Raw genomic sequence first — 12,858 nt, 5'->3', positions numbered from 1 at the left:
GCGGCTGACGACGAAGGTCGTGCGTTGCAAGGCGAGGTCGCATCGACGGCAGTCACGGTCATAGGAACCGGTGGATGGCGTCGCCGGCTTCGCGCATGATCGGCATGACGTCGACGACGCGGTCGGTGCCCGGCTCCCAGTTCGCGAACACCGCATAGGCGACACGGCGGGTGCGCGTCATGACGATCCCGGCATCGGCCCTGATCGTCCCGTTCGTGCCTGTCTTGTTCCACACCCACACGTCGCGCTGGTAGTTGTAGTGCGCAAGCGGGTCGAGGTCGAACGCCGAGGCGACCATCGAGGTGTCCGCACCGGCCCCCAACCAGCGGCGGAAGACCTCGTTCGTCGATTCGTCCCAGAACTCGTCCTTGGCATGCCTGGCCATGAAGTCACTGATCTCCGCGGCCGTGCCCGTCGACAGGGTCCGCGGGGCCTTGGCAGGTCGCGGCCAGCGCAGGAAGTCGTGCAGACCCGAATTCCGGTACCCGAGCTTGTCCACCTGCTCCGCGACATTGGCCAAACCGACCCGGCGGATGAGCACGTTCGTGGCGAAGTTGTCGCTGAACGCGCCGATGAGCAGAGCGACGTCGAAGATGCTCAGGTCGTCCTGCTCCATGAGGTACCAGATCCCGGATTCGTCGACTCGTTCCGACGGCCTGCGGTGCAGGCGTTCCTCCAGGTCAAGCGTGCCGTCCTTAGACATCTGCAGTGCCGTGTGGAGCAGGAAGACCTTGCCCATGCTGGCGGTGTCGAGTTCGTCGTTCTCTCTGTGAGCGAACACCCGTTCCCCGCTGTCGACGTCGAAGGCCAGAGCACTGAAGCGCACTCCGGGCAGTCCATCGAATTTCAGTTCGCTCATCGTTGAGCCGCTCCTTCCGCTGTTGTGTTCGCTGCCGCATCATGCCCGTCCGCTCGGTCCACCCACAGCCGCGGCACCTCACCGGCCGGAGCGTCGAGGGTGACGTCGACACCGAGCGGGACGCTGGGCGCATCCGGGTCGTGCCCGAAACCGAGCTCGGACACGATCGGAATGCCCGCATCGCCGAGGTAGTCGATGACCAGCGCCTCGACCTCGTGCACCTTCGCGCAGTCCTCCCACGACCCGAGCACCACGGCATCGGCCGAGGCGAACCATCCGCCGCGGACCAGCTGCACCAGCAGGTTGTCGAGCCGGTACAGTTCCTCGTCGACATCTTCGAGCATGAGGACGCTCGGGCCGTACTTCTGCCGACGGTCGCGGACATCGGCGAGCTCGGGACTGCCCATGCCTGCGGCGATGAGACTGAGATTTCCCCCGCCGAGGCGGCCCCGCGCTCGCCCGGGAACCAGAGTCTGCGCCCGGCTGAGAGGACGATTCGCATCCCCCGCGACAGTGTCCGGCAGAAAATTGGTCACTTTCGGAGACTTTTCGGCGCCAGAAATGTCCGATGGTGACCTATTCTCCGTGTCTGCGTCCTCCGCGGGGAAGCCGAGTTCGCGGCCGCCCCAATGGTCGAACAGCCAGGAGGCCACCTCGTCGGGCACGACGGCCGAATTCTTGAACGGATCGTTGCCGACCATCGGGCAGAACAGCGTCGCCACCCCCAGGTGATGCTCCCACGCCTGGTGCAGCGCGGTGATGTCCGAGGACCCGGTGAGCAGCTTGGGCCGACCGTCACGCCGCCGCATGTGCCTGCGCATGAGGTCGAAGTCGATGCCGTCGAGCAGCCGCATCGCCCCGAAGCCGCCGCGCAGTGCGATGACGGCATCGGTGCCCGGATCGCACCAGGCGTCGACGAGGTCGTCGCGCCGCTGCCGATCGGTGCCGGCCAGATAGGTCACCCGCGGGTGACGGGCACGGATGTTCTCACCAGGCACGACGCGCAGACCCCAGGATTCGAGCTGCGCGATCGCGCGAAGCAGCGACTCCTCATCGGTCGGGCCCGAGGGCGCGATCAGGCGGACGGTGTCCCCGGCCTGCAGCGGCGCCGACTCAAGATACGAGCTCGAGATTTCCGTTCTACTCATTCCTCACCAGACTCTGACTTCCCAGTCGCGGAACCGCGGCCAGCAGTTCCTGCGTGTATTCGTGCTGTGGATTCGACAGCACCGTGTCGACTTCACCGTATTCCACAATCTCACCTTTCTTCATCACGGCCACGGTGTCCGCGATGTTCCAGGCCAGCCCGAGGTCGTGGGTGATGATGAGGGCACTCATCCCGAGGTTCTTCTTCAAAGCGAGGAACAGCGACAGGATCTCTCCGCGCACCGAGGCGTCCAGCGACGCCACCGGCTCATCGGCGATGAGCAGCTGCGGTTCCAGAGCCAAGGCGCCGGCGATGACGACACGCTGCCGCTGCCCTCCGGAGAGCTCCTGCGGAATCGATTCGAGGTAGTCCGCGGCGGGAGTGAGCTCGGCGGCTTCGAGTGCCCCGATGACCCTCTCGTACTGACGGTCCCTGATCCCCTGCACCCGCAGTCCTTCGACCACGGCCTCGTAGACGCTGCGCTTGGGGTTGAGCGACCCCGAAGGATCTTGAAGGATCATCTGCACCTTCCTCCGGAACGTTCGCAGCGCCTTCGCCTTCCGTGGCAGGGGCGAGCCGGCGAAGGCCAGCTGCGAGCCCGGCTCCACCTCCTGCAGTCCGAGCAGCGACCGTGCCAAGGTCGTCTTCCCCGAACCCGACTGGCCGACGACGGCGAGGATCTCGGCCCTGCGCAGCTTGAGGTCGACCCCACGCACGGCGCGTTCCCGTCCTCTGCGGGTATCGAAGGAGACGCTGAGGTTCTTCGCCTCGAGCACCACCTCCTCGCTCATGGCGAACGGTTCGGCCCGGTGCACCTCGGCGGGTTTGAGAGTGCGCGGATGCAACCGTGATTCGGGGTCCCCGATCTGCGGGAACGCACCGGCCAGCTGCTTCGTGTATTCCACTTGCGGCTGCAGGCACACCTCGTCGCTGGGCCCGTATTCGACGAGCTCACCATGGCGCATGATCGCGAGATTCGCGCAGACGGCCGAAAGCACGGCGAGGTCGTGGCTGATCATCAGCAGCGATATGCCTCGGTCGGCCACGAGGTCGGCCAGTCCGGACAGGATCTGTTTCTGCACGATGACGTCGAGGGCAGTGGTCGGTTCGTCGGCGATGATGATGTCCGGTTCGCACGCGAGCGCCATGGCGATCATGATCCGCTGCTTCTGCCCGCCGGAGAGTTCGTGCGGGTAGGCGCTGGCCTTCGCTCTCTCGAGGTCGACCTCATCGAGGAGTCCGAACATCCGCTCCCGGCGCTTCTCCGGAGTCGTCCACGTGCCCTTCGCATGGTGTTCGAGGGCTTCGATGATCTGCTTGCCCACCTCACGGACCGGGTTGAGCGAATGCAGGGCACCTTGGAAAACGATCGAGGCCTGCGCCCAGCGGACCGCGCGGATCTCGCCGAAGCTCAGCTCCTTGATGTCCTTCCCGCCGAGGAGGACCCGCCCATCCAGCCGAGCCGACTTCGGCAGCAGGCGCAGGGCCGACATGATCAGCGTCGACTTCCCGGAACCGGATTCGCCGGCGATGCCCAGCGTGGCCCCTGCCGGCAGGTCGAGGCTGACGTCGCTGACGGCGATGACATCGCCGCGGTCGGTGGAGGAGCGGTAGGTGATCGAGACGTTCTCGAAGCTGAGATCGGTCATCAGCGACTCCTCAGGGCCGGGTTGATGATGGCTTCGAACGCGCGCCCGACCATCGTGAACGCAAGCACGACGAGGAGGATCGCCACACCCGGGGTGAGCACGTACCACCAGTATCCGGAGGTCGCGGCCGAGACATCCATCGAGTTCTTCAGAATCGTTCCCCATGATTCCTTGCTCGTATCGCCGAGGCCGAGGAACGACAGCGTCGATTCGGCGATGATCGCACCGCCGACGGTCAGCGTCGTGTTCGCGAGCACGAGCGGCATCACTGCCGGCAGCAGGTGCCGGAACAGAATATGCCGATGACCGGCACCGAGGATGCGCGCCCGTTCGATGTAGAGCCGAGATTCTACGCTCAGGGTCTGCGAGCGCACGATCCGTGCGGTCGAGGCCCAGGAGGTCAGTCCGATGGCGATGACGATGGTGAGGACTCCGCGTTCGAGGACGGAGGAGAGCACGATCGCCAGCAGCAGGGACGGAAGGACGATGAAGAAGTCGACGATGCGCATGATGACGCCGCCGAACAGTCCGGTGAAGTGGCCTGCGGCCAGGCCCATGATGGTGCCGATGACCATCGACATGACGGTCGCCGCGACACCGACGAGGATGGATACGCGGGCACCCCAGAGGATGCGCACCCACAGCTCTCGGCCCAGACCATCGGTGCCCAAGGGGTGGTCGAGGCTCGGTGGGGCGTAGCGAGGGGCATCGAGCTGCTTCGTGACGTCGAGCATCGATTCGGGAGCGATGATCGGGGCGGCGACCGCGATGACGATGAAGAACAGGAGGACGACCGCGCCGATGAGCGCGGGCACGTCCGCGCGGAACAGCGCCCAGTTCTTCTTCGCATTGTTGAGCCGACGTTCGCGGATGAGTTTGGCCCCGTCGATGGCGGGCGTTGATCCCCGTGTTTCCGATCCACGCGGATTCGGTTCGTTCGATGAGGGGTCGGGGGCCGCCTCGGCGGGGGTGTTCGCGCTCATCAGGCCCTCCTGACGCGGGGATCGAGGAATCGGTAGACGATGTCGGCGGCGAGGTTCATCAGGATGATGATCGCCGAGAACACGACGAATGTGCCCTGCAGAAGCGGCAGGTCGGGGCCGCGGATCGCTTCGAAGGTGAGTTTTCCGAGACCCGGCCAGGAGAACACCGCTTCGACGGTGACGGCGCCGGCGATGAGTCCGCCGATGTGGAGGAAGACGACGGTGACGGTCGGCAGCAGCGCGTTGGGCACGGCATGTCTGCGGCGGACTTCGTCCTCGTTCAGGCCCTTGGCTCGAGCGGTGGTGAGGTAGTCCTCGTTCATCTCCTCGAGGAGGGACGCGCGCATGACCATGAGGAACTGCGCGTAGACGACCGCGACCAGCGAGATGACGGGCAGGATGAGGTGTTTGATGACGTCGATGATGCCGGCGGGCGACCACGGGTCGAGGCCGGGGGTGATCATGCCGCCGGTGGGCAGCCACTGCAGGGTGCCTCCGAAGATCATGAGCAGGATGAGGCCGAGCCAGAACGTCGGCACCGACCAGAACACCAGCGAGGTCGAGGAGGCGAGTTTGTCGAAGAGCGAATTGCGCCGCCAGGCCGAGAGCTGTCCGAGCCACAGGCCCAGAGCGATCGCGATGACCGCTGCGGTGGCGGTCAGCAGCAGCGTCGGTCCGAGGTAGTCGCCGATGAGCGAGGACACGGATTTGCGGTAGACGTAGGACTCGCCGAGGTCACCGGTGACGATGCCGACGAGATAGTCCCAGAACTGGACGATGACGGGTTTGTCGAGACCGTATTGGCTGCGCAGTTCGGCGATCTGCGCCGGACTCATCGGCCGTTCCTTGGCGATCTTGAGCACCGGGTCGCCGGGCAGCATGCGGAAGGCGAAGAAGCCGAGGAGGATGACGAGCACCATCGATGTCGCGGCCCCGCCGATCTTGCCCAGCAGGTAACGGGCGAATGATCCGCCCGCAGGTGGTTCGTCCATGTCGGCGGTGCCGACGGATCCCGGCGCCGAGGCGGCCGTCGAGTTCTCCGGAGATGCGTCCGGGGCCGCGGGGCCCCCAGGTCGGGATTCCCCGGGCTGGGGATCGTCGTCGGTGGGTGTGCTCACTGTGGTGCTCCAGATCGTGGGGGCCGCGTCCGGCCCCGTTCAGGCTGGTCTGTCGGTCGGGTCTGCCGTGCCGTCCGAGGCTCCGGGTGCCGCATCGCATGCGGCACCCGGATCTCGGCGGAGAGGACTATTCGCGGTCGTCGGACTTCTTGCGACGGCTGAGCAGCCAGCCGCCTCCACCGAGGACGACGATCACGGCTGCCGCGATGCCGATCCAACCGCCGGCCCCGAGCCCACCGCCGCCTGCAGCGTCTTCTTCACTGACCGGTTCGACCGAGGCGTAGCCCCAGTAGCCGACCTGGTTGGCGATGGCACCGCCGTCCGTGGGCTGCTTCGTGAAGTTGTCGAACCGGTCCGAGCGGGAGGCTTCGAGCTGGTTCGGGTACCACAGCGTCACCGAGGGGGCTTCCTCGTAGTGGATGGCCAGGGCCTTCTGGACGAGCTCAGCCCGCTTGGCCTTGTCGAGTTCGACGTGCTGAGCCTGATACAGCTTGTCGAATTCCTTGTTGCACCAACCGTCCTGGGTGGTGCCGCCGTTGCCGTCGGCGTCGGGGCGCTGACCGCAGGTGTTGATGCTCAGCTGGTAGTCGGGATCGGGGTTGATCGACCAACCGGAGAAGTACATGTCGTAATCGCCCTTGGTGGTGCGTTCGGACACGGTGTCGACATCGGTGGATTCGTTGTCGAGATCGATGCCGATGTCCTTCATCCACGGCTTGATGAACTTCGCTGTGTTCTCTTCGATCGGGTTGTCGGCGTCGGTGAGGAAGCGCAGCTTGAGCTTCTTTCCGTCCTTTTCGCGGATGCCGTCCGAACCTTCCTTCCACCCGGCGTCATCGAGCAGCTTCTTCGCCTTGCTCACATCGAAGCCGCTGATGACCTTGTTGTCGGGCTTGAGTGCCCACGTCGGGTAGACGGCGGGGATGAAGCTCGTGGCCGGCTGCGCGTAGTCCTGCATGACCTGTTTGCGCAGGGTCTCGGTGTCGATACCGGCCCGGATGGCCTGACGGACCTTCTTGTCCTTGAGTGCCTCGTTGCCGGTGCCGAATTCCTTGCCCTTGGCGTCGGCGACTCCCGGGTTGATGGAGATGCCGTTGAAACGGCGGCCGTGGCCGTCGTTGAGTTCGACGTTCTTCGCCCCCTCGAGGGCAGTGAACTGATCGGGGCTGAGCCCGGTGATGAAGTCGACCTCGCCGGAGCGAATCGCCTGCACCTGGGCGTCGGAATTCGTGTAGTAGCGATACTGAATCTCGTCGAGCTTCGGCTTGCCGCGCCAGAAGTTCGGGTTGGCCTTGAGCGTGATCGACTTGTTCGCTTCATAGGACTCGAGCTGGAACGGTCCCGAACCGACCGACTGCTCGTCGTTCTTGAAGTCGCCGGGTTTGTCGATCTTCGACCACACGTGTTCGGGGACGACGGGGATCTCCTGGCCGGGGTTGTTCGCCTGCGGCTTCTTCAGGGTGATGACGAGGGTGGAGTCGTCGGGGGCTTCGACCTTCTCGAAGTTTTCGACGAGGCTGCCGTTGGCCACCGCCATCTCGTCCTTCTCCATCATCTGGTTGTAGGTCCAGGCGACGTCCTTCGAAGTCAGCGGTTCATCATCGGACCACTTCATGTCCGGTCGCATCGTGTACGTCCAGACCTTGCCATCGGAGTCCGTGGTCCACTCGGTGGCCAGTCCTTCTGTGACGGAGCCGTCCTTCGCGTCGTTGGCCACAAGGTTCTCGTACATGTACCGGAACGTGTTGGTCGGGACCAGATAGAAGGAGGTGAAGGGATTGAACGAATCGACGAAGCCGTCGGTGGCGATCCGCAGGACGTTGTCGTCGGCCGGAGCCTCGGAGGTGGCGGCCTGGGCCGGCGCGGTGGCCAACGACCCGGCAAGTGCCAGTGCTGCGGCGCCGGCCAGGCATCGTTGCCAGCCTTTGCGCAGTGTGCCGTGTCTGCGCGACGTGTGGTGAGTGAACATCATTGTCCTTCTGCTCGTGCGGTGATTCATTTGTCACTCCCCGACCGGGACGAATGGGTCGTTCGTCGGACTCAGGGTGAGTGTGTTCCTTATCACTCTACGTTCGAAGTGACGTGTTTTCGGCGCAACACCACACAAAGATGCTTGTCAGCGACTGTGCAAACACCACAGCGGTCGTGGAGCGACCGCCCTCTCCGCTTCTCAGGCCCTCTGCGTCGATCGGTCGACGCTGCGGTGGGCGATCTGTTCGGAGGTCTCGGCCTTGCGCAGCCTCTGCACGATCGCGATGCCGACGAGCACCGCCAGGCCGATGAGCGAGATCCACAGGGCCGGGTAGACCAGCGCGATCCCGCCGGCGACCAGCAGCACTCTCTCCACCACGTTGGTGACGCCGAAGAAGTAGCCGGCCATTCCCGCGGCCACGCCGACCATCCCCAGGCACAGCGTCACGAGGGCCGTGACCATGTCCTGCCAGGTTCCCTGCAGCAGCAGCGCCGGCTGGAGGATGAAGACGTAGGGGATGAGGAATCCGGCGATCGCGATGCGCACTGCAGTCATTCCTGCCTTCATCGGGTTCGCGGCCGCGATCCCGGCACCCGCATAGGCAGCGAGGCAGACGGGCGGGGTGATGTCGGCGAGGATGCCGAAGAAGAAGACGAACATGTGCGCGGCGATCAGCGGCACATCGAAGTTGTTGTACAGGATCGGCGCGGCGACCGTGGCCGTGACCACGTAGTTCGCGGTTGTCGGAAGCCCCATGCCGAGGACCAGGCAGGCGATCATGACCATGAACAGCACGATGAAGAAGTTGCCGCCGGCCAGGTTGACCAGGCCCTTGCCCAGCTGACCGCCGAGGCCGGTCACGGTCACCGTGCCGGCGACGATGCCGGCCGTGGCACAGGCGGCGATGACCGGCAGCGCCGTGCGCGCTCCCGCGATGAGGACGTTGACGAGCGCCCTGGGGCTGAGACGGGTCATCTTTCGCAGGAAGCTGAGGAGGAAGGCTGTGCCGATGCCGAACAGCGCCGCGCGGATCGGAGACATGCCCGAGAGCAGCGTGAGCACGATGACCACCAGCGGCAGCAGCAGGTCGAGCCGCTTGAGCAGTTCGCGACCGTCCGGCAGGGCGGATTTCGCCATCCCGAGGATGCCGCTCATCTTCGCTTCGAAGTGGATGGACAGGAACGCACCGAGGAAGTAGAGCAGTGCCGGGATGATGGCGATGACGATGAGGCCGTTGTATTCGAGGTCGGGCACATTCTGGGCCATGATGAACGCGGCAGCGCCCATGATCGGCGGCATGATCTGACCGCCGGTCGACGCCGTGGCTTCGGTGGCGGCGGCGAAGTGGGGCTTGAACCCGGCCTTCTTCATCAGCGGGATGGTGAACGATCCCGAGGCGACGGTATTGGCCACCGAGGATCCGGAGACCATCCCCTGGAGCCCGGAGGCGACGACGGCCGCCTTCGCCGGTCCTCCGGTGTAGCGTCCGGTGAGCCGGAAGGCGAGGTCGTTGAAGAACTGACCGATGTTCGTGTGCACGAGCATCACGGCGAAGAACAGGAAGAGGAAGATGAAGTTGGCCGAGACCTGCACCGGAGTGCCGAAGATGCCGGAGCCGTTGGACAGGAACATGTTCGTCGCGAGGTCCTCGACGCTCAGCCCGGAGTGCCTGAAGACGGGGCTGTGGTTGCCGAAGAGCCCGTAGAGCAGCGCAACCCCGGCGATGACGACGATGGGCAGACCGACGCAGCGACGGGTGGCTTCGAGGATGAGCAGCACGCCGAGGATCGCCACGACGAAGTCGAGAGTCGAATAGCCGAGGATCTGGACGGAGTTGCTCACCAGACGCGAGTAGTCGAAGAAGACGTAGAGATTGCAGAACAGCCCGGCGAGGCCGAGCAGCACGTCGTACCAGGGGACACGGCTGCCGCGGCCGATGAGGAAGTCAGCGACGCGGTTGCCGGTGGCGGGAGCGTCGAGGAGCCTCCTGCCGGCCGGGTAGAGGAAGAAGATCAGCGCGGTCGCCCCGGCCAGGTGGAGTGACGAATGCATCCACGTGTTGAACGGCCGTTCGAGTGCGGCGTAGAGGTGGTAGAGGGTGAAGACGACGGAGACACCGCCGATCACCCACGCCCACCAGCCGAGGTCCGTTCGGAACCGACTCGAGGAGTCGACGTCGCGCAGGGCCTTCTCTCTCGCCTGATCGGCCGCCACCGTCGGCGCGGCAGCCGTCCCGGCCGAGGAGTCCCCCGGCCGGGGTGCTGTCGTCTCGTCACTCACGGCAGGTCGACGCCCTCTTCCTCGAAATACTTCTTGGCTCCGGGATGCAGTGGGACGTCTCCGATTCCCTGCATCGCGGTGTCCTTCTCGATGAGCTTGCCGACGTCGAGGGTGATGCCGTCGGCGTTCTCGAACACAGCCTTGGTCAGCCCGTAGGCCGTGTCTTCGCTGACTTGTTCGGTCGACGCCACCAGAGCGGCGAACACGGAGACCGTCGGCACGTCCTCGTCGAGGAAGTCGTAGGCCTCGGCAGGGATGTCATAGGACTCCGCGCCCGTCGACTCCTCGATCGCCGAGACGACGTCATCATCGAGCTCGAGCAGCCTGACGTCGGTCGAGGCGGCCAGCTGGGTCAGACCGGCGACCGGCGTGCCCACGACGAAGATCGTCGCGTCGATCTGCTTGTCGCCGAGCATATCGGTCGATGCCCCGAAGTCCGTGACCTCGGGGGTGTAGTCGGACTCGCCGATGTCCGCGGCTTCGAGGATCGCATCGGAGATCGCCCGCGTGCCCGATCCGGCGTCGCCGACGGCGATCTTCTTGCCCTTGAGGTCATCGACGGACTTGATGTTCGAATCATCGCGGACGATGATATGCGCGGCCTCCGGGTAGAGGGAGGCCAGCCAGCCGATGTTGTCGAGCTTCGTGCCGTCCAGGTCCTCGAGCTCACCGTTGACCGCATCGTTCGCAGTATCGCTCTGGGTGAAGCCCATCTGCCATTCGCCCTGGTAGATCTTTCCGAGGTTCTCGGCCGATGCTCCTGATTCGACGTAGTTGACGGTGACCCCGTCGACGTCGTCCTCGAAGATCGAGGCGAGTTCACCGCCGAGCGGATAGTAAGTGCCCGAAGTGCCGCCGGTGCCGAGGGTGAGGTCGTCCGTGGTTTCGCCCCCGCCCCCGCTGCCTCCGGATCCGCAGGCTGTCAGGCTGAGAGCCAAGGCGGCGATGGCCGCGATGGTCGCGCGTCGGAATGTCATGTCGTCCTTCCTGGTACGTCGTCGTCACCAGCTGCTCTGCTGGATACTCAGTGAACTCCCTAGAGATTATGCGGATGCAGGGAGCTTTTGGCCACTTGACCTGAATGTTTGCTGAATCGTTAGACGCCGCTCCCTTCGACCTGCCGACCCAGATTCCGCAGCTCCGCCTCGCCCGCCTCGGCTAGGACGTCGTCGATCGTCTGGCCCTGCCGGATGAGGAAGAACTGGAGCGCGCCCTCACCGAGGCGGCTCCCGGCACCGTCGGGTTCCGGGACGGGTCCGGCGGATTCCGCAACGGTCCCGTCGGTCTCGGATACGGCGTCCCCCGCCCCGCCCGCAGGCTGAGCGCGATATCCGTACACGGGCACCCGCGGGAGCAGGTTGTAGGAGAACGGGTTCGAGAAGTAGTAGGCGCCGGTCTCGGGCACGGCCACGAGGTCGCCGACGTCGAGGCGCGGCAGCAGCCGATCACGGGCGAGGAGGTCACCGGAGAAGCAGGCGGGGCCGGCGACGTCGGTGGGGACCGTCTCGGCGATCTTGGGCTCACCGGAGGCGGTGAACGGCAGGATCCGCAGCGGCCAGTCCGCGGGGGCGTAGGCGGTGCGCGTGGCGACCTGGACACCGGCGTGGGTCATGGCGATGTGTCGCCCGCCAGTGGTCTTCGCGTATTCGACGCGGGTGAGGATCGTGCCGGATTTCGCCAGCAGCGCGCGGCCGAATTCGGTGACGACGTCGAAGTCGAACAGCTCCGGCACTTCCTCATCGAGTGCGGAGCGGTAATCAGCGAAGGTCGGGGTGACGCCCTCGCCGTCGAAGTTCACCGACAGTCCGCCGCCGATGTCGATGCGCGTGATCTGGCGGGTTGCGGCGCGCGCATTGATCTCCAGGGCGAGGTCGACGGCGGCGCGGATGCCGGCGGCGGCCTTGTCGAGGCTGATGCCCTGAGAGCCGGAATGAACGTGGATCTGATTGAGCCAGGGACGGCCGAGATGAGCCGCGATGAGCGCCTCACGGATTCCCGGGTCGGCGAGTCCGACGCCGAATTTCGAGGTCTCGGTCGCTGTGCTCAGAGCACCGATCGCGCCTGTCCCCGATTGCGGATTGATGCGGAACCCGATCCTCGCCGAGGCGGAGCCGCGGCCGTGTTCGCCCAGGAGGGTATCGAGGCGGGCGAGTTCATCGAAATTGTCGACATTGATCGAGACCCCGAGCTCGACCGCGCGACGCAGCTCCATCCAGGTCTTGGCCGGAGAGTCGAAGACGATCCGATCGGGTGCGAAACCGGCGGCGAGGGCGAGTTCGAGCTCTCCGGGGCTTGCGACTTCGCAGCCCGCACCGGCCTGCGCGTAGCGACGCAGCAGTGACGGCAGCGGCGCAGCCTTGCAGGCCACCGCGTGGAGGACCTCACGATCGGATGCAAAAGCAGAAGTCAGATGTTCGAAAGCGGCGTCCACTGCGTCGAGGTCGACGAGTCCGAGAACAGGCGACTGATCCGACAGCGCGGGAACGTCATCGCGAACCGCGGCCCCGAGGCCGGAGGTGCCAGCGGATCGCGCGCCGGTGACTCCGAGACCGGCCGTTCCGAGGCCGGCCGCTCCGAGACCGACGTGGTCGGCTCCGGAGGCGGCGGGAGGGGTGCTGTTCTCGGCGATCGCTCTGATCGCGTGTGCGCGACTGTCCGCGATGGGCTGCTGGCTGCGGGGCATGACATCCTTTGTTCGTGATCTGATGTCACTTTAGGACGGCTGACCTCGTGGAACCGACAAATCCGCACCAAACTTCACCAAGGTCGATTGTAGGTTTCACACCATGACGGAACGACGGCCGGCGACGTTCGGCCGCCGGGTCGACAACCGTCCGACTTCAGACACCG

9 protein-coding genes are annotated in these 12,858 nt (G+C 65.4%); all 9 read right to left on the bottom strand.

Going from position 1 to position 12,858, the window contains the following annotated elements; all coding sequences use genetic code 11:
• Positions 1–58 precede the first annotated feature (58 nt).
• Entirely contained in the window at positions 59–859 is an 801-nt protein-coding gene (locus ACPUD7_RS10665) for a serine hydrolase (protein WP_135540064.1), read from the bottom strand.
• Positions 856–2,007 carry a S66 peptidase family protein gene (locus ACPUD7_RS10660; protein ID WP_135540062.1) on the bottom strand — a complete coding sequence of 384 codons (1,152 nt, stop codon included), beginning with the start codon at positions 2,005–2,007 and terminating at the stop codon, positions 856–858. The genes ACPUD7_RS10665 and ACPUD7_RS10660 overlap by 4 nt, the downstream gene beginning before the upstream one ends.
• On the bottom strand, positions 2,000–3,655 hold the full coding sequence (locus ACPUD7_RS10655; protein ID WP_135540060.1) for an ATP-binding cassette domain-containing protein: 1,656 nt from the start codon (positions 3,653–3,655) through the stop codon (positions 2,000–2,002). Before ACPUD7_RS10655 ends, ACPUD7_RS10660 begins: the two co-directional genes overlap by 8 nt.
• Complete coding sequence (locus ACPUD7_RS10650) at positions 3,655–4,638, bottom strand: ABC transporter permease (RefSeq protein ID WP_425119876.1); 984 nt, start codon at positions 4,636–4,638, stop codon at positions 3,655–3,657. The genes ACPUD7_RS10655 and ACPUD7_RS10650 overlap by 1 nt, the downstream gene beginning before the upstream one ends.
• Positions 4,638–5,756, bottom strand: a complete 1,119-nt coding sequence (locus ACPUD7_RS10645) for an ABC transporter permease (RefSeq protein WP_425119875.1) — start codon at positions 5,754–5,756, stop codon at positions 4,638–4,640. The genes ACPUD7_RS10650 and ACPUD7_RS10645 overlap by 1 nt, the downstream gene beginning before the upstream one ends.
• A gap of 127 nt (positions 5,757–5,883) precedes the next feature.
• Positions 5,884–7,725 (bottom strand): ABC transporter substrate-binding protein, encoded by a 1,842-nt coding sequence (locus ACPUD7_RS10640; protein ID WP_425119874.1) that lies wholly within the window; start codon positions 7,723–7,725, stop codon positions 5,884–5,886.
• 201 nt (positions 7,726–7,926) lie between these two features.
• Positions 7,927–10,008: a TRAP transporter permease gene (locus ACPUD7_RS10635; protein ID WP_425119873.1), complete on the bottom strand. Its 2,082-nt coding sequence runs from the start codon at positions 10,006–10,008 to the stop codon at positions 7,927–7,929.
• Entirely contained in the window at positions 10,005–10,985 is a 981-nt protein-coding gene (locus tag ACPUD7_RS10630) for a TAXI family TRAP transporter solute-binding subunit (protein ID WP_425119872.1), read from the bottom strand. The genes ACPUD7_RS10635 and ACPUD7_RS10630 overlap by 4 nt, the downstream gene beginning before the upstream one ends.
• A gap of 119 nt (positions 10,986–11,104) precedes the next feature.
• Positions 11,105–12,691, bottom strand: a complete 1,587-nt coding sequence (locus tag ACPUD7_RS10625) for a diaminopimelate decarboxylase (protein ID WP_425119871.1) — start codon at positions 12,689–12,691, stop codon at positions 11,105–11,107.
• Between the last annotated feature and the right edge of the window lie 167 nt (positions 12,692–12,858).

The sequence above is a fragment of the Brevibacterium sp. FAM 24630 genome (genome assembly GCF_049804075.1).
Taxonomy (GTDB): domain Bacteria; phylum Actinomycetota; class Actinomycetes; order Actinomycetales; family Brevibacteriaceae; genus Brevibacterium.
This window is presented reverse-complemented; position numbering and strand designations above follow the sequence as displayed.

Coding starts and splice junctions, on each gene's coding strand:
- ACPUD7_RS10625 (WP_425119871.1), bottom strand. CDS start 12,691: ATGCCCCGCAGCCAGCAGCCCATCGCGGACAGTCGCGCACACGCGATC.
- ACPUD7_RS10660 (WP_135540062.1), bottom strand. CDS start 2,007: ATGAGTAGAACGGAAATCTCGAGCTCGTATCTTGAGTCGGCGCCGCTG.
- ACPUD7_RS10650 (WP_425119876.1), bottom strand. CDS start 4,638: ATGAGCGCGAACACCCCCGCCGAGGCGGCCCCCGACCCCTCATCGAAC.
- ACPUD7_RS10665 (WP_135540064.1), bottom strand. CDS start 859: ATGAGCGAACTGAAATTCGATGGACTGCCCGGAGTGCGCTTCAGTGCT.
- ACPUD7_RS10655 (WP_135540060.1), bottom strand. CDS start 3,655: ATGACCGATCTCAGCTTCGAGAACGTCTCGATCACCTACCGCTCCTCC.
- ACPUD7_RS10630 (WP_425119872.1), bottom strand. CDS start 10,985: ATGACATTCCGACGCGCGACCATCGCGGCCATCGCCGCCTTGGCTCTC.
- ACPUD7_RS10640 (WP_425119874.1), bottom strand. CDS start 7,725: ATGTTCACTCACCACACGTCGCGCAGACACGGCACACTGCGCAAAGGC.